Source organism: Rhodococcus sp. NBC_00297 (genome assembly GCF_036173065.1).
Taxonomy (GTDB): Bacteria; Actinomycetota; Actinomycetes; order Mycobacteriales; family Mycobacteriaceae; genus Rhodococcoides.
In genome coordinates, this window is the sequence record NZ_CP108041.1 from 3,584,452 (window position 1) to 3,607,839 (window position 23,388).

Genomic DNA, 23,388 nt, shown 5'->3' on the forward strand with positions numbered 1-23,388 from the left:
AGTCTCGGACGCCACCGGGAGAAGTACCCGAACGGCTCCTCGGCAAACGCGGAACCACGGTGCGCGGCGGTCGCCCGCAGTAGTCTTCGGAATCGTGAAAGCACTCCGCAGATTCACCGTCCGCGCGCAGCTCCCGGCCCGACTCTCCGGACTCGCCGAACTGTCCGTCAACCTGCGATGGTCGTGGCATCCGCCGACCCTGGAGCTGTTCGAGAGCATCGATCCGGACCTGTGGGTCAGTGGTGACCGCGATCCGGTGCGCATCCTCGGCGAGGTGCGCTCGTCCCGCCTCGAGGACCTGGCGAACGACGACGCGTTCGTCCAGCGCGTGGATGATCTCGTCGCCGATCTGCACCTCTACCTGGCGCAACCCCGATGGTTCCAGCAGCAGGTCGACTCCGGTGCGGATCTGCCGGTGGGCATCGCGTACTTCTCGATGGAGTTCGGCGTCTCCGAGGTGCTGCCCAACTACTCCGGTGGTCTCGGCATCCTCGCCGGCGATCACCTCAAGGCCGCGTCCGATCTGGGGTTGCCCCTCATCGGCGTGGGCCTGCTGTACCGCTCCGGGTACTTCCGCCAGTCGCTGACGGCCGACGGCTGGCAGGCCGAGCGGTATCCGTCCCTCGACCCGCAGGGTCTGCCGCTGCGACTGCTCACCGACGAGTCCGATTCCCCGGTGCTCGTCCACGTCGCGATGCCGGGCGACCGCGTGCTGCGCGCGCGTATCTGGATCGCCCAGGTCGGACGCATCCCGCTGCTGCTGCTGGACTCCGACATCGCCGACAACGATCCCGAGCTGCGCGGCGTGACCGATCGCCTCTACGGCGGCGATCAGGACCACCGGGTGAAGCAGGAGATCCTGGCCGGGGTCGGCGGCGTCCGCGCCGTGCGCGCCTACACCGAGTACCACTCGCTTCCCGCGCCCAGCGTCTTCCACATGAACGAGGGCCACGCCGGCTTCCTCGGTCTCGAGCGCATCCGTGAACTGCACGCGGGCGGGCTGGACTTCGATTCCGCGCTCGCCGCGGTGCGAGCGTCCACCGTCTTCACGACGCACACTCCCGTGCCCGCCGGTATCGACCGCTTCCCCGCGGATCTGGTGCGCCTCTACTTCGGAGACGGCACGGCGGAGTCGTCGCTGCTGCCCGGCATCGAGATGGAACGCATCCTCGAACTCGGCCGCGAGAGCGACCCCGCGGTGTTCAACATGGCCCACATGGGGCTGCGGTCGGCGCAGCGCGCGAACGGAGTCTCCAAGCTCCACGGCATCGTCAGTCGCGGCATGTTCGACGAACTCTGGCCCGGATTCGACGCGTCCGACGTCCCCATCGGCTCGGTCACCAACGGCGTGCACGCACCGACGTGGGCGTCGCAGCGGTGGCTCGACCTCGCGGCGCGCACGGTGGGAACCCGCACGATGGAGGAGGCGCAGGGCTGGGAGCAGCTGGCCGAGGTCTCCGCATCGGACCTGTGGGAGACGCGTTCGGCGCTGCGGTCCGATCTGGTCGCGGAAGTGCGCCGCCGCGTGCGCCACTCGGCCCTCGAGCGCGGGTCCACCGACGCCGAACTCGCGTGGACGGACGACGTGTTCGACCCGTCGGTGCTCACGGTCGGATTCGCGCGCCGTGTCCCCACCTACAAGCGACTGACGTTGATGCTGCGGCAACCTGAGCGCCTGCGCGCCATGCTGCTCGATCCGGTCCGCCCGGTACAGCTGGTGGTGGCCGGCAAGTCGCACCCCGCGGACGACGGTGGCAAGGCGCTGATCCAGCAGATCGTGCGATTCGCCGATCAGCACGACGTTCGGCACCGCATCGTCTTCCTGCCCGACTACGACATGTCGATGGCCCGCTACCTCTACTGGGGATGCGACGTCTGGCTCAACAACCCGTTGCGGCCGCTCGAGGCGTGCGGCACCTCGGGCATGAAGTCCGCTCTCAACGGTGGACTGAACCTCTCCATCCGGGACGGATGGTGGGACGAGATGTACGACGGGGAGAACGGCTGGGCCATCCCCACCGCCGACGGCGTCGTCGACGAGAACCGCCGCGACGATCTCGAGGCCGCGGCGCTGTACGAGTTGCTCGAGAAGTCGGTGCTCCCCAAGTTCTACGACCGGGGCGACGACGGGTTGCCGGCGCGCTGGGTCGAGATGGTGCGGCACACCCTCACGGTCACGGGCCCGAAGGTGTTGGCGTCCAGGATGGTTCGCGACTACACGCAGCAGTACTACGGTCCCGCCACCCGGGCGGGTGCGGCGGCGATCTCCGACGACTACGCCGGTGCGAAGGCCATGGCCGACTATCGGCGCCGCGTCGATGCGGCGTGGCCCGCGGTCACGGTGACCGACGTCGAGGCGGACGGGCTGCCGGACACCCCGGTGCTGGGTTCGACACTCACCCTGTCCGCGACGGTGGGGCTCGGCGGACTCGGCCCGTCGGACGTGTCCGTGCAGGCCGTGTTCGGCCACGTCGATCAGGACGAGCAGCTCGGCGACGTCGTGACGGTCCCGATGCTGCACCAGGGATCGGCCGCGGGCGGCGAGCGGTTCCTCGCCGACACGACGCTGCCGCTCTCCGGGTCGGTCGGATACACGGTGCGGGTCCTGCCGCACCATCCGCTGCTCGCGGGAGACGCCGAGCTCGGTCGGGTGGCGGGTCCGTCCCCGATGTAGGTCCCTGCGGGTCCAGGTTCAGGTCTGGGTGGCGGTGAGGCGCGTCAGCGCCTTGCGCACGATCTCCGGGTCCGTCGTCTCCCAGAACGGTGGGAGCGACGCCCGGAGGTAGCCGCCGTATCGCGCCGTGGCCAGTCGGGAGTCGAGCACGGCGACGACGCCCTTGTCGTCGACGCTGCGGAGCAGTCGGCCGACACCCTGGGCCAGCAGTAGCGCCGCGTGGTTCGCGGCGACGGCGAGGAACCCGTTGCCTCCGCGCGACTCGACGGCGCGCTGCCGCGCCACCAGCAGCGGATCGTCGGGTCGCGGGAACGGGATGCGGTCGACGATCACGAGGGTCAGTGACCGACCGGGGACGTCGACGCCCTGCCACAGGGAGAGCGTGCCGAACAGTGACGTGGCCTCGTCCTGCGCGAAGCGCTCGACCAGGGCGCCGGTGGCGTCGTCGCCCTGGCACAGCACGGGGGTGTCCAGCCGTTCGCGCATCTCGGCCGCCGCGGCCTTCGCCGCCCGCATCGACGAGAACAGGCCCAGAGTGCGGCCACCCGCGGCGCGCACGAGCCCCGCTATCTCGTCGAGCTGACTCGGCGACGTACCGTCGCGCCCCGGTGCGGTGAGGTGCTTGGCGATGTAGAGGATGCCGGCCCTGCCGTGGTCGAACGGCGATCCGACGTCGAGCGAGTTCCACCGGAACGTGTCCGCGTCGGACGGTGCCTCGGTGCCGGTCGCGAGGGCCGCGTCGACGCGGGTGGGATTGGCGGCCGGCAGACCCCAGTTGACGGCGAGACCGTCGAACGAGCCGCCCACGGTGAGCGTCGCGGAGGTGAGGACCACGGTCGACTCCGCGAACAGCCGGGTCCGGAGCAGTCCGCCGACGGACAGCGGTGCCACCCGGACCACCCGCTTCACGACGCCGCGGAACTCGTCGACGGCCAACCACACCACGTCCCGCCGCTTCGCGGGATCGCTCTCCTCGTACGTCTCGAGAATGCGCACCGCGGTGTCGTGCACGTCGTCGATGGCGGCGAGAGCCGCGGTCCGCGCGGCCGCCGCGTCGGGGTCCGCGGCGGCGCCGCCCTGCTTGGCCGGCCCGATGGCCGTGCGCACGGCCCACGCGGCGTCGCGGACGCTCGCGATCGTCTGGGACGCGCCGGGGGGTAACTCCTCCCAGCGTCCGCCCTCGAGTTCGTCGAGCAACGCGGCGAAACCCTCTGCGGCGCCGGCCAGTCGGTCGAGGATCTCGTCCTCCACGAGCTTCCCGCAGCGCCGCATGGCGGCGCCGACCGCGGTCGCGGACATCTCCGCCGTCGCCGCGGACGTCACCCGGTCCACGAGCTCGTGCGCCTCGTCCACCACGACGACGTCGTGTTCGGGCAGCACCGAGATGCCGGTGATGGCGTCGATGGCGAGCATCGCGTGATTGGTGACGACGACGTCGGCGCGCGCCGCGTCCACCCGAGCGAGCTCGGCGAAGCAGTCCTCGCCGTAGGGGCAGCGCGACTTCCCCAGACACTCGCGGGAGGTCACGCTCATCTGCCGCCAGGCCTGATCGGACACGCCCGGGTTCAGCTCGTCGCGGTCACCGGTCTCGGTGTCCGAGGACCACTCGGTGATGCGCTTGACCTCACGGCCGAGCCGCGACACGGCGAAGGCGTCGAACAGCTCCTCCTCCGGAGCGTCGGACGGTGCGCCGTGCAGTTTGTTGAGGCACAGGTAGTTGCCGCGGCCTTTGAGGATCGCGAATGTCGGTTCGTGCGCGAGGGCCGTGGTGAGAGCCTTCGACAGACGGGGCAGGTCGCGGTCGACCAGCTGACGCTGCAGCGCGATGGTCGCCGTGGACACGACGACGGTCTTCCCCGACGTCACGGCGTGCCGCAGCGACGGAACCAGGTAGGCGAGCGACTTGCCGGTGCCGGTGCCCGCCTGCACCGCGAGGTGCTCGCCGGTGTCGATGCTGTGCGCGACGGCCGAGGCCATGGTGAGCTGGGCCGTGCGCTCGGTGCCGCCGAGCGCCGTCACCGCGGTGCTGAGCAGACTCGGAACGGTGGGTAACTCGGACTTCGACTTCGGCGGCACCGTGCGAGGTTACGCCGGTGTGCCGACGCGTCGGGCTCTCGGTCAGCGGTCGGCGTGTACACCCTCGTCGGCGAGTTCGGCGAGAACTGCCGGCACCGTCGTGGGGCTCACCGCGGCGCAGTAGTCCAGCAGCACCGTCGTCTCGAAGCCGGCGCGCGCGGCGTCGCGGGCCGTGGCGCGGACGCAGTGATCGGTGGCCAGGCCGACGACGTGGACGGCGTCGATGTTCCGAGCGCGGAGCCACTCCGCGAGGCCTGTGCCGGACTCGTCGGCACCCTCGAAACCGGAGTAGGCCGCGTCGTACTCGCCCTTCGAGAAGACTGCCTCGATCGGGGTGAGGTCGAGATCGGGGTGGAAGTCGCAGCCGGGTGTGCCGACGACGCAGTGCCGCGGCCAGCTGTCGACGTAGTCCGGGGTCTCGGAGAAGTGGGCGCCGGGGTCGACGTGGTGATCACGTGTCGCGACGACGGCGTCGTAGCTCGCGCCGGCGACGAGCGTGCTGACGGCGGCGGCGACTCGCGCCCCGCCTTCGACGGCCAGCGAGCCGCCCTCACAGAAATCGTTCTGGACGTCGACGACGACGAGTGCGGTGGCCACGGTCAGGAGAATACCGTCGGCACGGCCGGATCTCCCTGGGACAGACCGAGTCCCTCCCAGGGCAGTGATCGCAGGCCCTCCGCGACCAGCGTGCGTGCGTCCTCGACCGTGGCGGTGTGCACGATCTCGCCGCCGCGCACCATGGGTACGGACAGCTCCCGCACCGTGTACGGATCGGTCGCGGGCAACGGCGCGCCGGCCTTCGTCACCAGCTCCTCGACAACGGTGCCCGTGCTGCGGGCCAGGCGGACGGCGCGCTTGCGTCCACCGCGCGACTCCTTGTGCGAACTGCGCTTGGCCACGGGGATGCCGTCGACCTCGACCAGTTTGTAGACCATGCCGGCGGTCGGTGCGCCCGATCCCGTGACGACGGACGTGCCGACGCCGTAGGTGTCCACGGGCTCGGCCCGCAGCGAGGCGATGGCGTACTCGTCCAGATCGCCCGAGACGACGATGCGGGTGCGCGTGGCGCCGAGGTCGTCGAGCTGCCGACGGACCTGCCGCGCCAGGACACCGAGATCGCCCGAGTCGATGCGCACGCCGCCGAGCTCGGGCCCGGCCACCTCGATGGCCGTCGCGACGCCGGCGGTGATGTCGTAGGTGTCCACCAACAGCGTGGTGCCCACACCGAGGGCGGCGATCTGCGAGCGGAACGCCGCGGCCTCGTCCGGCCCGTCGACGCCCGTGTGCAGCAGCGTGAAGGCGTGCGCACTGGTTCCGGCGCCCGGAATGCCGTGGCGGCGGACCGCTTCGAGGTTGGACGTGGCCGCGAAACCGCAGATGTACGCGACGCGCGACGAGGCCACCGCCGCTTCCTCGTGGGCGCGTCGAGAACCCATCTCGATGAGCGGCCTGCCGTCGGACGCGGAGACCATGCGGGTGGCCGCGGCGGCGATGGCGCTGTCGTGGTTGTAGATCGACAGTGCGAGCGTCTCGAGGATCACGCACTCGGCGAAGGTGCCGCGCACGGACAGGACGGGGGAGCCGGGGAAGAACAGTTCGCCCTCGCGGTAACCGTCGATGTCGCCGCCGAACCGGTAGTTCCGGAGCCAGTCGAGGGTGTCCGCCTCGAGGAACGACAACGACGCGAGTTCGTCCTCGCCGAAGCGGAAGTCGCGGAGAGCATCGAGGAAGCGGCCCGTGCCCGCGACGACGCCGTACCGCCGCCCGTCGGGAAGCCGCCGGGCGAACACCTCGAAGGTGCAGGCGCGATGCGCCGAACCGTCGCGGAGGGCGGCCGACAGCATGGTCAGCTCGTACTGATCGGTGAACAGCGCAGTGGAGGTCACCACTGCACCCTAGAGCGGTCACCGTGTCACGGGGCGACCGATGTACGCCGTATCCTGGGCGGCATGGCTTCGGATCTCACCGCGACACTTCCGCAGGCCACGCCCGACGAGGCTGTGGAGGTGTCCGAGGACACCGCGACGGACACACCCTGGGTCACCATCGTCTGGGACGACCCGGTCAACCTGATGCACTACGTCACCTACGTCTTCCAGAAGCTGTTCGGCTACAGCAAGGACAAGGCGACGGAGCTGATGATGCAGGTGCACTCGGAAGGCAAGGCGGTCGTCTCGAGCGGGCCCCGCGACAAGATGGAGATCGACGTGCAGAAGCTGCACGCGGCGGGCCTGTGGGCCACCATGCAGCACGACGTCTGACTCTCGAACACTCGTCTCACCCACTCTGGAAGGACCGTCGTCGTGCGCATGTGGACCCGGAAGAACGCGCTGGGCGGCGTCAAGTTCAAGTCGGAGATGGACGGCCGCGAGGTGGCCGTCCTGCGGTCGCTCGTCGAGTCGGTGGTGGGGCTGCTGGAGCGACGGGGCGCCGAGGCGCCGACCGACGACCTGGCCGAGCTCACCGGCATGCGATCCGGCAACACCTCCGCTCCCGAGGACCCCACGCTCGCGCGGTTGCTTCCCGATTTCCACCGGCCCGAGGGCGCAGACACGGCCGAGTCCGACGCGCTCGCCGAGCAGGCCGACCTCAACGGCGCCCTCCGCAGCCTGTACGAGCCGGACATCATCGACATCAAGCGCGCCGCAGGCGCGACCATCCTGTCGACGCTGCCGAACGGCGGCGGCAAGATCGTTCTCACCCGCGAGCAGGCCGACTCCTGGCTGACCGGGCTGAACGACGTCCGGCTGGCCCTCGGCACCACCCTCGGCATCGATGCGGACACCCCCGACCAACTCGAGGAGGACGATCCGCGAGCACCGCACCTGGACGTCTACCACTGGCTCACCTGGATGCAGGACTCGCTGGTCCAGGTACTCATGCCGTGATGCGCGACCTGCTGTCGGACGTCGCCGGACTGACCGTCGGACACCACCACGTGCTGGATCCCGAGGTCACGCTGTCCGACGAGCACCACGACGGCGTCGGACGCGCGACCGGCTGCACCGTCGTCATGACGGACGCGCCGGTCACCGCGGCCGTCGATGTCCGCGGCGGCGGGCCGGGTACCCGCGAGACCGACCTGCTGGATCCGTCCCACGCCGTGCAGCAGATCGACGCGGTGCTGCTGACAGGCGGTTCCGCCTACGGTCTCGCGGCGGCGGACGGAGTCATGCGCCACCTCGAGGAACATCGGCGCGGCGTGCGGATGGGCCGAGACGACCGTGTCGTCCCGATCGTGCCGGGCGCCGTGATCTTCGATCTGCCGATGGGGGACTGGTCCGTGCGACCGGACGCGGAGTTCGGGCGAGCAGCTGCGGCAGCCGCGTCCGCCGACTTCGCGCTCGGATGCGTCGGCGCGGGGACGGGCGCGCGCGCCGGGCTCCTGAAAGGCGGCGTCGGCAGCGCGTCGACACGGATCGAGACCGGCGCCGCGGCGGGTCTGGTGGTCAGCGCGTTGATGGTCGTCAATCCCGTCGGATCGGTCTTCGACCCCGCGACGGGTGTCCTGTGGAGTGCGTCGTCCGTCCCGGAGGTGGGCCTGCGAATCCCGAGTGCGGACGACGTGCGGGCGGCCGCCGAGCTCGCGCCGAAGGACACCTCCCTCAACACGACCATCGGCGTCGTCGCCACGGACGCGCAGCTCACCGAGTCGGAGTGCCGGCGGGTGGCCGTCGCCGCACACGACGGGCTCGCACGCGCGATCCGACCGGCCCACTCGCCGCTGGACGGCGACACGATCTTCGCCATCGCGACGGGACGGGCGGCTGCCCGCCCCGCCGAGGTGGACATGCCGATGATGATGCCCGATCTGGCCGTGCTCGACGGAGTGTGCGCGGCGGTCGCCCCGGTGGTCGAGCGCGCCATCGCGCGGGCGATCCTCGCCGCGACGGCGGTGGCCGGGGTTCCCGCCTATCGGGACGTGTTCCCGAGTTCCGGCGCGTGAGCCCGACCCGCACTCACGAGTATCGTCGAAACCGGACATCACCTCTCGCCTCACGATCAGGAACGCCATGACCCTCGGAACCTCCGGCGCGCAGCCGGCCACGCAGCCGCGACGCTCGCGCTGGGCGAGCGCCGCCATGGTGATCGGTGGCTTCGTCGCCGTTCTGTACGTCATCGAGGCGGTGGACGTGGCGTCCGGTCTCGCCCTCGACCGGCACGGCATCGGCCCCCGATCGGTCGACGGTCTCCAGGGCGTCGCCTTCGCCCCGCTGCTCCACCACGGGTGGGACCACCTGTTCGCCAACACCGTTCCGCTGCTGGTGTTGGGATTCGTGCTGATGCTCTCGGGCATCGCGCGCGGTCTGGCCGTCACCGCGGTGGTGTGGATCGTGGGTGGGCTGGGCACCTGGCTGACGGGCGAGACCGCGTCCCTGCACGTCGGCGCCTCGATCATCGTGTTCGGGTGGTTGTCCTACCTCATCGTTCGCGGCATCTTCGCCCGCGATCTCGGGCAGTTGCTCGTCGGGGTCCTGGTGCTGCTCGTCTACGGCAGCGCGTTGTGGGGGGTGCTCCCGACGCAGGAGGACGTGTCGTGGCAGGGCCACCTGTTCGGCGCACTCGCGGGAGTACTGGCGGCCTGGATGTTCGCCGGTGCCGCACGTCGGCAACGCGCCGCGCGCACGCTCCCGCCGTCGCCCACCCTGCACCGGTGACAGGAGCCGTGCGCACCCTTCGGACATCTCACGACACGGTGTGTCGCCGAACTCTCTCGGACCTCTCACCGCGCGTGGCAGCATGACTCCCATGCGTCTCACGGTTCTGGGTTGTTCGGGCAGTGTCTCGGGTCCGGACTCGCCGGCATCGGGATATCTCATCGAGGCGCCCGACACCGCTCCGCTCGTCATGGACTTCGGGCCCGGTGTTCTCGGTGCCCTGCAGAAGTACGTGAACCCCGCCGACGTGCACGTGCTGCTGTCGCACCTGCACGCCGATCACTGCCTCGACGTCCCCGGACTGCTGGTCTGGCGCCGGTACGGCCCCACTGCGGTGGAGGGCCGTGCCGTGGTCCTCGGGCCGTCGGACATGGCGTTCCGTCTGGGCGTGGCGTCCGCGGAGAGCGGTGGCCGGATCGACGACATGTCGGACACCCTCGATCTGCGGTACCTCCGAGACGGTTCCGTGGTGACGTTCGGTGCGCTGACCATCGAGCCGCGACGCGTGTACCACCCGCCGGAGTCCTACGGCATGCGCATCACCACCGAGAGTGGAACCGTCCTGGCTTACACCGGGGACACCGGAATGTGCGACGCGGTGGTCGAACTGTCGACCGGGGCCGACGTGCTCCTGGCCGAGGCGTCGTGGACACACGCCGCGGATCGCCCTCAGGGCGTACACCTCTCGGGTACCGAGGCCGGCCGGCTGGCGGCCATGGCGGAGGTCTCGGAGCTGCTGCTCACCCACATCCCGCCGTGGACGTCACGCGAGGACGTCGTCGCGGAGGCGAAGGCCGAGTTCGGTGGTCCGGTGCATGCCGTCTCACCCGGCTACGTCGTCGAGGTCTGACCGCTCGCACGTCCCTCGGGGCGCGGCAGTCCGTCCCCGGGCCGTGTCGGCGACCCGACTAGGGTGGCAGGCGTGTCCACACGTGAAGACGGCAGAGCAGACGACGAACTCCGCACCATCACCATCACCCGCGGTTTCACCTCGCACCCGGCAGGATCGGTGCTGGTCGAGTTCGGCAACACCCGGGTGATGTGCACCGCCAGCGTGGAGGAGGGGGTGCCGCGGTGGCGCAAGGGATCCGGGCTCGGCTGGCTCACCGCCGAGTACGCCATGCTTCCCGGCGCGACGCACACCCGCAACAGCCGCGAATCGGTGAAGGGCAAGGTCAGCGGACGCACGTCCGAGATCAGCCGACTCATCGGGCGCTCGCTGCGGGCCTGCATCGATCTCGCCGCTCTCGGTGAGAACACCATCGCCCTCGACTGCGACGTGCTGCAGGCCGACGGCGGGACCCGCACCGCGGCGATCACGGGTGCCTTCGTGGCACTGTCCGATGCCGTCACCTATCTCGCGGCTCACGGCAAGCTCGCCGATCCGCAGCCCATCTCCTGCGCCATCGCTGCCGTGTCGGTCGGCGTGGTGGACGGCCGCGTCCGGTTGGACCTGCCGTACGAGGAGGACTCCCGCGCCGAGGTGGACATGAACGTCGTGGCCACCGACACCGGAACACTCGTCGAGATCCAGGGCACCGGCGAGGGCGCGACCTTCCCGCGGTCCACCCTCGACGCCATGCTCGACAATGCCCTCGCCGGCTGCGAGCGCATCTTCGCGATCCAGAAGGAGGCTCTCGCGGCCCCTTACCCCGGTGAGCTGCCCGGTGCCTGACGTACGGCTCCTCGTCGCCAGCCGCAACGCGAAGAAGCTCGCCGAACTGCGGCGGGTGCTCGATGCCGCGCAGGTCGGCGGCGTGGAACTGGTGGGGCTCGACGAGGTCGCCGAGTACCCGGAGACTCCCGAGACCGGGGCGACCTTCGAGGAGAACGCACTGATCAAGGCTCGGGACGGCGCTGCCGCGACCGGAATGCCGTGTGTGGCAGATGATTCGGGGATCGCGATCGACGCACTGAACGGTATGCCCGGAGTGCTGTCGGCGCGATGGTCGGGGCAGCACGGCCAGGACGAGGCGAACACCGCGCTGGTGCTGGCGCAACTGGCCGACGTGCCGGACGAGCGGCGCGGTGCGGCGTTCGTCTCCGCCTGTGCGCTGGTGCTGCCGGACGGACGTGAGCACGTGGTCCGCGGCGAGTGGCGGGGGAGTGTGTCGAGAACCCGTGCTGGAAGCGGTGGATTCGGTTACGACCCGATCTTCGTTCCGGACGGTGCCGGGCAGTCCGCTGCCGAGATGACGCCCGCGGAGAAGGACGCGTCGTCCCATCGCGGCGTCGCGCTGCGCCGGTTGCTCCCGGAGATCACCGCGCTCACGCAGTAGGTCGGACGGCGAAGTCCCGCTTCACCTGCTGGGTGCGGCGGTGCTCGATGACGAACGACAGGAACGGCACGGTGCCGGCGAGGAGCGTGCCGATGGTGCGGCCGACGGGCCAGCGCACCTTCACGGCGAGGTCGAGCGTGACGATCAGGTACGCGAAGTAGACCCAGCCGTGCACGATCGCGATCCACCCGGGCAGGTTCTCGACGCCGAAGACGTACTTGGCCACCATCTCCGCGGTCAGCACCAGCAGCCAGACGCCGGTGGCGTAGGCGAGAACGCGATAGCGCAGAAGTGCGGGCTCGATCCGCCGGTCGGTCGGCCGACCCCCGGTGCTTCGAGCGGCGGGACGAGGTTCTGCGGTGCTCACGAAGTGCTCCTGTCGTTCTCGCGGCCGGCGTCCAACTCCGCGAGATAGCTGTTGTACTCCCGCAGTTGACGAGTCTCCTCGTCGTCGGCGGTGTCGTCGGACACGCGGGTCGCCCGAGCTGTCGGGCGCTGCGGGAGGAGATCGGTGGGGATCTCGGTGATCACCGTGGACTCCACCGGTTCGTCCACGGTGTCCTCGAGTTGGACGAACCGTCGGTAGGCGAACACGACGAAGGCGGCGAAGAGGGGCCACTGGAAGGCGTAGCCGAGATTCTGACCCGTGCCGGACGACGATTCGAATCGTTCCCACTGCCAGTACCCGAGCGCCAGGCATCCGCAGGCAGCGACGATGACCAGCACGATGAGTGCTGGTCGGCGCGTCCTCGAGGTGGTGTCCCGGCTCTGATCCACACCACGACGGTACCGGACCGCGCACGGTCAACGACACCGCGTCGTAGGGGTCGTGGTGGGACTCACCTGCTGGTGCGCGAGGGGGGACTTGAACCCCCACGTCCTGAGACACCAGGACCTAAACCTGGCGCGTCTGCCAATTCCGCCACTCGCGCGTGCAGGTGAGTCTAGACGACCTCGGCCGGCACCTCGCGGGTCCGCGGCCTGCGGACGAGCGAACGCTGGTAGCGCCACACCGCGTGCTGCAGCGTCGCGCGGTCGGTGTCGAGGTCACCTGCGACCGCGTCCAGGACGGCGTTCCGGTCCTCGACTCCGTCGACGGTCACGGCGAGTGTTACGCGCAGGAAGTCGTCGACCCCGGCGTCGCTCAGCGGTGACGCGACGCCGAGGGCGCCGAGAAAGCACTCCCATGACAGCTCGCCGACACCTGCGACGGAGACGAACGCGTCGTGTTGCGTCTCGGACCCGTCCACGTCCGTCGCCCTGGTCACCCCGACTGCGAGCAGTGCGGCGGCGACGGCCCGCGCGGCGTCGGCCTTGGTCGAGTGATTCCCCGGAACCCGCTGCCGGTTGTCCACGACGTCGGCATCGAGCGTGGTGAGAGCGCGGAGATCGTCCACCGCGCCGCATCGCGAGCGCCGCCACGCGGCGATCACCCGGCGCACTCCCGTGGTGGGACCGCCATACGTCGCTCTCGACGAGAACACGGCGTCGAGGAGAGCGGCCTCGACGTCCCCGGCCCACCCCGGAAACCAGAACGGCCAGGTCTCCCGTGGAATCACCGCGTCGACGGCGGTAGCGGTGGCAGTCTGCGTCGAACGGTCGATGATCGCTGCGATGGTGTCGGTCATGTGAGTCCCCCCGGTCTCGGTGCACGACGTGTGCGATCAGGAAGGTAGACGGACGGTCCGACAGGAACCGCCCGTCCGCTCGTATAACGAATTGGTAACGATGAACACGAGGAATCCCTCAGGTTCCTCGCCCGCGGAAACCGCCCTGGTCTGCAGCGATCGACCCTACTTTCGGGTCAGTTGAGCCGCCGTTTCTGGCCACGATCACGACGTACCCGCGGGTAGCACTAGGACGTCAAACAGAACGTGAGGAATTCCTCATGATTCCGTGTCATCCTTGAGCCCACGAGATGCGAGTGGTCCGTCGATGACGACTGCCCACCGTCTCGGGCTCCCGGAGTCTCGTGTCGCCGGTGGCCCAGCAACGTCGAACAACCCAGCCACGTCGAACGAGCCCAGCGTCAGAAGTACCCAGCACCTCGCGATCCGAGGTAGGAGAGGACACGCACGCGTGACCATCAACGAGAGCACTCCCCCCAACCGCCAGCGCTCCACCGATCGGGCGGAGTCGCTCGCGGAGCGGTTCGTCGCGGGCGAGCCCTACGCGTTCGCCTTCGGTGGCCAGGGTGCGCCCTGGTTGCCCACCCTCGACGAGCTGACCCGGGACTGTGCACTCGAGCCGCAGATCACCGATCTCGTCAACACCGCGGCCGACATCCTCGCGCCCGTGGCGCAGGAGCTCCTGGTCGTGCGGCCCCTCGGCTTCGATCCCATCGCCTGGATGCTGGAGCAGGAGCTCGCCGACGATCCGTCGGCCGGTCCGTCCACCGCGGCCCTCGCCTCCGCGGCCGTCTCCGTCCCCGGCGTCCTCCTCACCCAGATCGCCGCACTGCGCGCGCTGTCGGTGCAGGGACTGGACTGGACCGCCACTCCGCCCTCCGCCGTCATCGGCCACTCGCAGGGTGTCCTCGCCGAGGCGGCTGTCGCCGATCTCGGACGCAGTGACGCCGAACTGCTGGCCGTCGCGCAGCTCATCGGTGCCGCAGCCGGTCTCGTCGGCCGCCGCCGTGCCCTCATCGGCTCGGGCGAGCGGGCTCCCATGATCGCCGTCTCCGCCGTCGACCCCGTCCGTCTGCAGGCCATCGTCGACGAGGTCGCGGGCGACGACGCCACGACGTCCGCCGTCGTCGCCATCCGCAACGGTCGCCGCCGCGTCGTCCTCAGCGGTCCGTACACCAAGCTCGTCCGCGTGCAGCAGCGCTGCGAGGAGATCTCGGCCACCGAGACCCGCGAGCGTGACGCCAAGAAGCGTGGCGGCGCGATCTTCGCTCCCGTCTTCGAACCCCTCGACATCGAGGTCGGCTTCCACCACCCACAGATGGGTGAGGCCGTCGACGTCGTCGGCCAGTGGGCCGAGCGCTGTGGCGTCGACGTCTCCCGTGCCCGCGCACTCGCGCAGGCCATCCTGGTCGATCCCGTCGACTGGGTCGCCGCGACCGAGTCCGTGGTCACCGCCGGCGCCTCGTGGATCCTCGACCTCGGTCCCGGTGACGCCCTCACCCGCCTGACCGCATCGAACATCAGTGGCCACGGCGTGGGCGTCGTCGCCGCGTCGACCCGCACCGGGCACCGGAACCTCCTCACTCCCGGCGCCGCACCCGAGGTGGACCGGCCGTGGAGCGACTTCGCCCCGTCCGTGGTCACCCTCCCGAACGGGTACACCGCCGTCGAGACGTCCTTCACCAAGCTGACGGGTCGGTCGCCGATCCTGCTCGCGGGCATGACCCCGACCACCGTCGACCCGAAGATCGTCGCCGCCGCGACCAACGCCGGCCACTGGGCCGAGCTCGCCGGTGGCGGACAGGTCACCGAGGAGATCTTCGCCGGCCACGTCGCCGAGCTGCAGGAGCTCCTCGAGCCGGGCCGTTCCGTGCAGTTCAACTCGCTCTTCCTCGACCCCTACCTGTGGAAGCTGCAGCTCGGCGGCAAGCGCCTCGTGCAGAAGGCCCGCACGGCGGGTGCGCCGTTCGACGGCGTCGTCGTCACCGCGGGCATCCCCGAGCTCGACGAGGCCGTCGCGCTCATCGAGGAGCTGACCGAGGTCGGCATCAGCCACGTCTGCTTCAAGCCGGGCACGGTGGCGCAGATCCGCGCGGTGATCCGCATCGCCAACGAGGTTCCGGACTATCCGGTCATCGTCCACATCGAAGGTGGCCGCGCCGGTGGCCACCATTCGTGGGAGGACCTCGACGACCTGCTGGTAGCCACCTACGCGGAGCTGCGGTCGCACGACAACATCGTCATCTGCGTCGGTGGCGGCATCGGAACTCCCGAGCGCGCAGCCGACTACCTCACCGGACGCTGGTCGGAGGCCGCCGGCTTCCCGGCCATGCCGCTCGACGGCATCCTCGTCGGCACCGCCGCGATGGCCACGCTCGAGGCGACAACGTCCCCCGAGGTCAAGCAGCTCCTCGTCGACACCCCCGGAACGCCCGACTGGGTCGGTGCCGGCACCGCGATCGGCGGCATGGCCTCCGGCCGCAGCCAGCTCGGCGCGGACATCCACGAGATCGACAACGCCGCCTCGCGGACCGGTCGTCTGCTCGACGAGGTCGCCGGCGACGACGAGGCCGTGGCCGCCCGCCGCGACGAGATCATCGCCGCTCTCGACGCCACCGCGAAGCCGTACTTCGGCGACGTCGCGTCCATGACGTACCTGCGCTGGCTCGAGCGTTACCTCGAGCTCGCCGTCGGGCACGACATCGACACCGACACTCCGTGGCTCGACGTCACGTGGCGCGTCCGCTTCCGCGACATGCTCCAGCGCGCCGAGGCCCGCCTGCACCCCGTCGACCGTGGCCCCGTTCCCACCCTCTTCGCCGAGGACGACATCCTCGATCGCCCCGCCGATGCCCTGCGGGCACTCGTCGCGGCCTACCCCGACGCCTCGACGGTCGAGCTGCACCCGGCCGACGTGCCGTTCTTCATCTCGCTGTGCCGCATCCCCGGCAAGCCGGTCAACTTCGTTCCCGTCGTGGACAAGGACGTCCGCCGCTGGTGGCGCAGTGACTCGCTGTGGCAGGCCCACGACGCGCGGTACTCGGCAGACCAGGTCTGCGTCATCCCCGGCACCGTGGCCGTCGCCGGCATCGACCGGCTGAACGAGCCGGTCGGCGATCTGCTGAACCGCTTCGAGAAGGCCACCGCGGATCGCCTGCTCGGCTCCGGCGCGGATTCCGTCGCCGTCGCCACCCGCCGTCATCCCGACATCGCGGGCGGTCTCGTGGGCATGGTGCTCGCCGCTCCGGACATCACCTGGGCATCGCGCCTCGCGCCCAACCCCGTTCGTCGACTCGGTGCACTGTCCGAGTGGGACGTCGTGTCCGACGAGGCCGCAACCCACGCCCGTACCGGCGCCACGCTGACCGTCGCCGGCTCGGACCAGGTGCTCCTCTCGGTCCCGCTCTCGCCCGGCAAGAGCGTCGACATCCGGATCACCGTCCCCGCCTCTGCGGTCGACGGCGGAGCGCCGCTCGTCACCGACGCGGACGCCGAGTCGTCGATGTCCGCACTGCTCGGAGTCGCTGCGGGACAGGAGCTCCCGACTGTCAAGGGCGGCGCTGCTCGTCTCAACATCGCCTGGTCGCCCGACCTCGTCGCCGACCATGCGGGCGTCACCGGCTCCGGCCTCCCCGCGGACTACGGCGTCGGCCACTCGGCCGTGCCCGACGTCCTCGTCGGAGCGTGCTGGCCCGCCGTGTTCGCCGTGCTCGGCTCGGCGCGTACCGCCGACGCCGGCTCCGTCATCGAGGGCATGCTCGACCTGGTCCACCTCGACCACCGCATCGATCTCATGGGCACGCTCCCGGACCACCACAGCATCCTGGTGGTGAAGGCGCAGTCGGGCGAGGTCGTCGACACCGATCTCGGCCGCGTGGTCGAGGTCTCCGTCGAGATCGGCGCCATGCTGGGCGAGGGCCTCGACGCTCCCGTCGTCGCCACCCTCGTCGAGCGGTTCGCCATCCGTGGCCGCACCGGCACCGGCACGCTGTCGGATCCGCCGCGCGCCGGCGGGTCGGTCACCGACGCGCTGGTCGAGACCCCGCGCCGCCGTCGCCGCGACACCACCATCACGGCTCCGCGTCACATGGGTGCGTTCGCTCAGGTCTCCGGCGACCACAACCCGATCCACACCTCGGACGCCGCAGCACGTCTCGCCGGTCTCGGCGATCCCATCGTGCACGGCATGTGGCTCTCGGCTGCCGCGCAGCAGGTGGTCACCGCCGTCGATCCGGCCGCGACGACTCCGCCGCGTCGCCTCACGGCGTGGACCACGCGCTTCCTCGGCATGGTGCGTCCCGGCGCCTCGATCGACGTCCGCGTCGATCGCGTCGGCTACGAGGCCGGTTCCGAGATCGTCGAGGTCTCCTGCAAGGTCGACGGCGACATGGTCATGATGGCCACCGGCCGCATCGCCGCACCGAAGACGGTCTACGCGTTCCCGGGCCAGGGCATCCAGCAGCCCGGCATGGGACTCGACGCACGGGCTCGCTCGAAGGCCGCCCGTGAGATCTGGGAGCGTGCGGACAAGCACACCCGCGCTGCCCTCGGCTTCTCCATTCTCGCTGTCGTGCGGGACAACCCGACCGAGCTGCGGGCCAGGGGAGTGACCCACCGTCATCCCGACGGCGTCCTGCACCTGACCCAGTTCACTCAGGTCGCGATGGCCGTGCTCGGTGTCGCCCAGGTGGCCGAGCTCCGCGAGTCCGGCGCGTTCGTCGAGGACTCGTTCCTCGCCGGCCACTCCGTCGGTGAGTACAACGCTCTCGCCGCCGTCGCCGGGGTCCTGCCGCTCGAGGCCGTCCTCGAAGTGGTCTTCCAGCGCGGCTCCGCCATGCACCAGCTGGTCCCGCGTGATGCGAAGGGCCGCAGCCAGTACCGCATGGCCGCCATCCGTCCGTCGCAGGTCGGCCTCGCCGACGACGACGTCATCGGATTCGTCGAGTCCATCGGTGAGCGCACCGGCGAGTTCCTGCAGGTGGTCAACCTCAACCTGCGCGGCTCCCAGTACGCCATCGCCGGCACCGTCGCGGGTCTCGAGGAGCTCGAGCGCGAGATCGACCGTCGCCGTGCCGAGTTCGGCGGCAAGCGGGCCTTCATCCTGGTCCCCGGCATCGACGTCCCGTTCCACTCCACCGTTCTGCGCGGCGGTGTGGACGACTTCCGGGCCCGTCTCCTCGAGCTGCTCCCGGAGACGATCGACCCGTCGATCCTCGTCGGCCGCTACATCCCCAACCTGGTTCCGCGTCTGTTCACGCTCGATCGTGACTTCGTGCAGGAGATCGCCGACCTGGTGCCGTCCGAGCCGCTGGCCGACGTCCTGGGTCGGTGGGACGACTGGGCCGCCCGCCCGGCCGATCTGTGCCGCGTGATCCTGACCGAGCTGCTGGCATGGCAGTTCGCCAGCCCGGTCCGGTGGATCGAGACGCAGGACCTGCTGTTCGCCGACGAGTCTGACGGCGGACTGGGCATCGAGCGTTTCGTCGAGGTGGGTCTGGGATCCGTTCCCACGGTGGCCAACCTGGCGACCAACACGCTCAAGCTTCCCGGTCGCATCGGCCACCCCGTCGAGGTGCTCAACATCGAGCGCGACGCGGCCGTCGTCTTCTCCACGGACACCGATCCGGAGATGGTGGACGAGCCCGAGTCCGAGACTCCCGCTGCAGATCCGGCGGCTGCCCCGGCAGCCGTCTCCGCCCCGGTCGCTGCTCCTGCGGCACCGGCCGGTGGGCCACGTCCCGACGATATCGCGTTCACGGCGTCGGATGCCACGACCGTGCTGATCGCTCTGTGGACCAAGCTCCGCATCGATCAGATCGGCCCCGCCGACACCATCGAGGCGCTGTGCGACGGCGTCTCGTCCCGGCGTAACCAGCTGCTCGTCGATCTCGGTTCCGAGCTGTCGCTCGGCGCGATCGACGGCGCGGCCGACGCCGACATGGGTGCCCTCGCCGGCACCGTCAACAAGCTGGCACGTACCTACCGTCCGTTCGGGCCGGTGCTCAGCGACTCGGTGAACGATCACCTGCGCAAGGTGTTCGGACCGTCGGGACGTCGTCCCGGCTCCATCGCGGAGCGCGTCGCCAAGGTGTGGCAGCTCGGTGACGGGTGGGCCCACCACGTCACCGCCGAGGTCGCTCTCGGCACCAGGGACGGCGCATCGATCCGCGGCGGCGACCTCGGTGGTCTCGCGGACGGTGCCGTCGCCGACGGTGCCGCGGTCGACGCGGTCATCGACGCAGCCGTGACTGCGGTCGGTCAGCGACGCGGCATCCAGGTGTCCATGCCCTCCAGTGGGGGCAGCGGCGGCGGTGGCACCGTCGACGCGGCCGCCCTGGGTGAGTTCACCGAGAACATCACCGGGCGCAGCGGAGTGCTGGCCTCGGCGGCCCGATTGGTCCTCGAGCAGCTCGGATTCGCCGAGAACCTCACTCTGCCCGAGGCGGACGCGAGCGAGGCCGAGCTGGTCGACCTGGTGTCCACCGAGCTCGGCACCGACTGGCCGCGTCTGGTCGCTCCGTCGTTCGACGCCCGCAAGGCGGTGCTGATCGACGACCGCTGGGCCAGTGCGCGTGAGGATCTCGCCCGGCTGTGGCTGGGGGACGAGAAGGCGCAGGCACTCGCTGTCGACACCTTCGCCGGAACCGGCACGGCGGTCGCGTCCCAGGCGAGCTGGTGGCAGCAGAAGGCCGACGCCCAGGGGCGCGGCGACCTGGCGGCCACCTACGGCGCCATCGCGTCGGCTGCGGCGCAGTCGACCGAGGCGTCCACCCGCTGGACCGGCCAGGTCGCGGTCGTCACCGGCGCCAGCAAGAACTCGATCGCCGCTGCGGTGACCGGGGAACTGCTCGCCGGCGGTGCGACCGTCTTCCTCACCACCTCGCGTCTCGACGAGAGCCGAGTCGGGTTCTACCGTGAGCTCTACCGCACGAATGCCACTGCGGGAGCAGTCCTCTGGGTGGTCCCGGCGAACATGGCCTCGTACGCTGACGTCGATGCCCTGATCGAGTGGATCGGCAGCGACCAGATCGATTCGGCCGGTGGCGCGAAGAAGCTGGTCAAGCCCGCCGTCACCCCGACGATGCTGTTCCCCTTCGCGGCACCGCGGGTCGCCGGCGAGCTGTCCGACGCCGGTGCCCGCGCCGAGATGGAGATGCGCGTCCTGCTCTGGTCGGTCGAGCGTCTCATCGGTGGTCTGTCGAAGATCGGTCACGACCGCGACGTCGACACCCGTCTGCACGTGACACTTCCCGGTTCGCCGAACCGTGGACTGTTCGGTGGCGACGGTGCCTACGGCGAGTCCAAGGCAGCGCTCGACGCCGTGGTGAACCGCTGGAAGGCGGAGCGCACCTGGGCCGAGCGAGTCACGTTGGTGCACGCCCGTATCGGTTGGGTCCGCGGCACCGGCCTCATGGGTCACAACGACCCGGTGGCCAACGCTGCCGAGGCGGCCGGTGTGCGCACCTGGTCCACGGCGGAGATGGCCGAGCAGCTGCTCGCCACCTGCGACGAGGAGTCCCGGACCGCCGCCGCGCAGGCACCGCTCGAGGTCGATCTCACCGGCGGCCTCGCCGAGGCGGGCCTCGATCTGGCCGCACTCGCCAAGCAGGCGGCCGACGAGGCCGTCGCGGACGACGCCGTCGCCGAGGCACTCGCCACCGTCGACGCGCTTCCCGCGCCGCCGCGGCTCGACGAGCATCCCGCAGCACCCGCGTGGACCGCTCTGGACATCGAGCCGTCCGAGATGGTCGTCATCGTCGGTACGGGCGAGCTCGGGCCGTACGGCAGCGCACGCACCCGCTTCGAGATGGAGGTCGACGAGAAGCTGTCGGCGGCAGGCGTTCTCGAACTCGCGTGGAACACCGGTCTGGTGGTCTGGGAGAACGATCCCAAGCCGGGGTGGTACGACGCCGAGTCGGGCGATCTGGTGCCCGAGGCGGAGATCGCCGACCGGTACCACGACACGGTCGTCGAACGCTGCGGTATCCGGCAGTACGAGGACGACGGCGCGATGGTGAACAACACCGCGCCGCTGCTCACCTCGGTGTTCCTGGACAACGATCTGACGTTCGTCGTCGGCAGCGAGGCGGAGGCACGCGCCTTCGTCGGTGCCGATCCCGAGCGGACGGTCGTGAACCAGAACGCGGAGGGTGACTGGCAGGTCACGCGCAAGGCGGGCACCGAGATCCGCGTACCGCGTCAGATGAAGCTGACGCGCACGGTCGGTGGTCAGATCCCCACGGGATTCGACGCCACCAAGTGGGGCATCTCGCCGGACATGGCGAGCTCCATCGACCGGGTCGCGCTGTGGAACATCGTCTGCACGGTCGACGCGTTCATCACCAGCGGCTTCACCCCGTCCGAGCTCATGCGCTGGACGCACCCCTCGCTGGTCGCCAACACGCAGGGCACCGGTATGGGCGGCATGGAGTCGATGCGCTCGCTGTACATCGACACCCTTCTGGGTGACGCTCGTGCGAACGACATCCTGCAGGAAGCGCTGCCGAACGTCGTTGCGGCGCACGTGGTGCAGTCGTACGTCGGGTCCTACGGCGCGATGATCCACCCGGTCGCGGCCTGCGCCACGGCGGCGGTCTCGGTCGAGGAGGGCGTGGACAAGATCCGGCTCGGCAAGGCGACGTTCGTCGTGGCCGGCGGGTTCGACGACCTCAGCACCGAGGGCATCATCGGCTTCGGCGACATGTCGGCGACGGCGGAGGCCTCGGCGATGCACGCCAAGGGCATCTCGGATCGCCGGTTCTCCCGAGCCAACGACCGTCGACGCGGCGGCTTCGTCGAGTCGCACGGCGGCGGAACGATCCTGCTGGCTCGCGGTGACCTCGCTCTGGAGATGGGCCTCCCCGTCCTCGGTGTCGTCGGATGGGCGCAGTCCTTCGGTGACGGCGTGCACACGTCGATCCCGGCTCCCGGTCTCGGCGCCCTCGGCGCTGCCCGCGGCGGTCAGGACTCGGCGATGGCGTTGTCGCTCAGCGCACTCGGCGTCTCCGCGGACGACATCGCGATCGTCTCCAAGCACGACACGTCGACCAACGCGAACGATCCCAACGAGGCGGAGATGCACACGCGTCTGGCCCGAGCACTGGGCCGCACGGAGGGCAACCCCCTCTTCGTGGTCTCGCAGAAGTCGCTGACCGGACACAGCAAGGGCGGCGCTGCCGCCTTCCAGCTGATCGGTCTCTGCCAGGTGCTGGCCGAGGGCGTCGTGCCGCCGAACCGCAGTCTCGACTGCGTCGACGACACGATGACCGAGTTCGAGAACCTGGTCTGGGTACGCGAACCGCTGCGCTTCGGGGAGCGGCTGCCGTTCAAGGCCGGTCTGCTGACCAGCCTCGGCTTCGGCCATGTGTCCGGCATCATCGCCGTGGTGCACCCGCAGGCGTTCCTCGAGGCGGTTCCGGCCGCGCAGCGCGAGGAGTACACGGCGAAGGCGCAGGCACGTGTGGTGGCCGGCAAGCGGCGGCTGATGGAGGCGATGTGCGGCGGATCCTCGCTGTACGAGCGTCCGGAGGATCGCCGACTGGGCCACGACGGCACGTCGAGCGATGCGAAGCACGAGCTCGAGATCGATCTGCTGCTGAGCGAAGATTCTCGCCTCGGCGCGGACGACGTCTACCGTACGGTGGCCGAGTGAGCATCCTGGGAGTCGGTCTGGATCTGGTGTCGGTCTCGGAGTTCGCCGAGCAGATGGAGAAGGTCGGGACCACCATGGTCCGCGACAGCTTCACTGCCGGCGAGCGCCGCCACGCCGCCACGCGCAGTGCGGATCCCGCGCGGCACTACGCCGCGCGGTGGGCCGCGAAGGAAGCGGTGCTGAAGGCTTGGGCCGCATCACGTTTCGCTCGTGCGCCCCAGATCGGCGACAACCCGTACCCGCTGATCGAGGTCGTCAACGACGCGTGGGGACGTCCGTCGATCAAGCTGCACGGCATGGCCGCGGAGTTCCTGCCGACGGTCAAGATCCACCTGTCGCTGACCCACGACGGCGACATGGCGGGAGCGGTGGCGATCCTCGAGGAGTGATCGTCAGACGAATGACGGAGAAGAGGAGAGCC

The 23,388-nt window shown here is 70.2% G+C and carries 16 protein-coding genes and 1 tRNA gene; 10 read left to right on the forward strand and 7 right to left on the reverse strand.

Features of this window, described 5'->3' with window-relative positions; genetic code table 11:
• Positions 1 to 94: 94 nt before the first annotated feature.
• The gene (glgP, locus tag OG947_RS16865; protein ID WP_056448942.1) at positions 95 to 2,674 is read left to right on the forward strand and encodes an alpha-glucan family phosphorylase; all 2,580 of its coding nucleotides are present in this window, start codon (positions 95 to 97) and stop codon (positions 2,672 to 2,674) included.
• Between the two features lie 18 nt (positions 2,675 to 2,692).
• Here the strand turns inward: glgP and OG947_RS16870 are convergent, their stop codons facing one another.
• The 3 genes from OG947_RS16870 to OG947_RS16880 are packed head-to-tail and all read right to left on the reverse strand — an operon-like array spanning position 2,693 to position 6,639.
• Positions 2,693 to 4,750: an ATP-dependent DNA helicase gene (locus OG947_RS16870; protein ID WP_328812411.1), complete on the reverse strand. Its 2,058-nt coding sequence runs from the start codon at positions 4,748 to 4,750 to the stop codon at positions 2,693 to 2,695.
• Positions 4,751 to 4,792: 42 nt separating this feature from the next.
• Positions 4,793 to 5,347: an isochorismatase family protein gene (locus tag OG947_RS16875; RefSeq protein ID WP_027505486.1), complete on the reverse strand. Its 555-nt coding sequence runs from the start codon at positions 5,345 to 5,347 to the stop codon at positions 4,793 to 4,795.
• A gap of 2 nt (positions 5,348 to 5,349) precedes the next feature.
• Positions 5,350 to 6,639, reverse strand: coding sequence for a nicotinate phosphoribosyltransferase (locus OG947_RS16880; protein ID WP_285185968.1), 1,290 nt, complete (start codon positions 6,637 to 6,639; stop codon positions 5,350 to 5,352).
• Positions 6,640 to 6,699: 60 nt separating this feature from the next.
• Between OG947_RS16880 and clpS the strand changes: the two genes are divergently transcribed.
• The 7 genes from clpS to rdgB all read left to right on the forward strand — a co-directional run bounded on the left by clpS (position 6,700) and on the right by rdgB (position 11,687).
• On the forward strand, positions 6,700 to 7,011 hold the full coding sequence (clpS, locus tag OG947_RS16885) for an ATP-dependent Clp protease adapter ClpS (protein ID WP_027505488.1): 312 nt from the start codon (positions 6,700 to 6,702) through the stop codon (positions 7,009 to 7,011).
• Positions 7,012 to 7,053: 42 nt separating this feature from the next.
• Positions 7,054 to 7,638, forward strand: coding sequence for an oxidative stress transcriptional regulator AosR (gene aosR, locus OG947_RS16890; protein ID WP_056448931.1), 585 nt, complete (start codon positions 7,054 to 7,056; stop codon positions 7,636 to 7,638).
• Positions 7,638 to 8,696, forward strand: a complete 1,059-nt coding sequence (locus OG947_RS16895) for a P1 family peptidase (RefSeq protein ID WP_328812412.1) — start codon at positions 7,638 to 7,640, stop codon at positions 8,694 to 8,696. Before aosR ends, OG947_RS16895 begins: the two co-directional genes overlap by 1 nt.
• A 67-nt stretch (positions 8,697 to 8,763) precedes the next feature.
• A complete protein-coding gene (locus OG947_RS16900) occupies positions 8,764 to 9,408 on the forward strand; it encodes a rhomboid family intramembrane serine protease (RefSeq protein WP_328812413.1) in 645 nt (214 codons plus the stop codon).
• Positions 9,409 to 9,499: 91 nt separating this feature from the next.
• On the forward strand, positions 9,500 to 10,258 hold the full coding sequence (locus tag OG947_RS16905; RefSeq protein ID WP_037185729.1) for a cyclic nucleotide-degrading phosphodiesterase: 759 nt from the start codon (positions 9,500 to 9,502) through the stop codon (positions 10,256 to 10,258).
• A gap of 72 nt (positions 10,259 to 10,330) precedes the next feature.
• Entirely contained in the window at positions 10,331 to 11,083 is a 753-nt protein-coding gene (gene rph / locus OG947_RS16910; RefSeq protein WP_027505493.1) for a ribonuclease PH, read from the forward strand.
• The gene (gene rdgB, locus OG947_RS16915; RefSeq protein WP_308115815.1) at positions 11,076 to 11,687 is read left to right on the forward strand and encodes an RdgB/HAM1 family non-canonical purine NTP pyrophosphatase; all 612 of its coding nucleotides are present in this window, start codon (positions 11,076 to 11,078) and stop codon (positions 11,685 to 11,687) included. Before rph ends, rdgB begins: the two co-directional genes overlap by 8 nt.
• On the opposite strand, the gene OG947_RS16920 is transcribed toward rdgB, so the two are convergent.
• From OG947_RS16920 to OG947_RS16935, 4 genes are all read right to left on the reverse strand, one after another.
• Positions 11,677 to 11,991, reverse strand: a complete 315-nt coding sequence (locus OG947_RS16920; protein ID WP_373425275.1) for a DUF3817 domain-containing protein — start codon at positions 11,989 to 11,991, stop codon at positions 11,677 to 11,679. The two genes, rdgB and OG947_RS16920, sit on opposite strands and share 11 nt — an antisense overlap.
• A 59-nt stretch (positions 11,992 to 12,050) precedes the next feature.
• Positions 12,051 to 12,464, reverse strand: a complete 414-nt coding sequence (locus OG947_RS16925; RefSeq protein ID WP_204868612.1) for a transcriptional regulator — start codon at positions 12,462 to 12,464, stop codon at positions 12,051 to 12,053.
• A 70-nt stretch (positions 12,465 to 12,534) separates the two neighbouring features.
• Positions 12,535 to 12,619, reverse strand: a tRNA-Leu gene (locus OG947_RS16930).
• Between the two features lie 12 nt (positions 12,620 to 12,631).
• Positions 12,632 to 13,315, reverse strand: coding sequence for a hypothetical protein (locus tag OG947_RS16935; protein ID WP_328812414.1), 684 nt, complete (start codon positions 13,313 to 13,315; stop codon positions 12,632 to 12,634).
• Between the two features lie 451 nt (positions 13,316 to 13,766).
• On the opposite strand from OG947_RS16935, the gene OG947_RS16940 reads away from it, so the two are divergent.
• A complete protein-coding gene (locus tag OG947_RS16940; protein WP_328812415.1) occupies positions 13,767 to 22,967 on the forward strand; it encodes a polyketide synthase in 9,201 nt (3,066 codons plus the stop codon).
• Positions 22,964 to 23,356 carry a holo-ACP synthase AcpS gene (gene acpS, locus OG947_RS16945; RefSeq protein ID WP_027505498.1) on the forward strand — a complete coding sequence of 131 codons (393 nt, stop codon included), beginning with the start codon at positions 22,964 to 22,966 and terminating at the stop codon, positions 23,354 to 23,356. Before OG947_RS16940 ends, acpS begins: the two co-directional genes overlap by 4 nt.
• Positions 23,357 to 23,388: the final 32 nt, after the last annotated feature.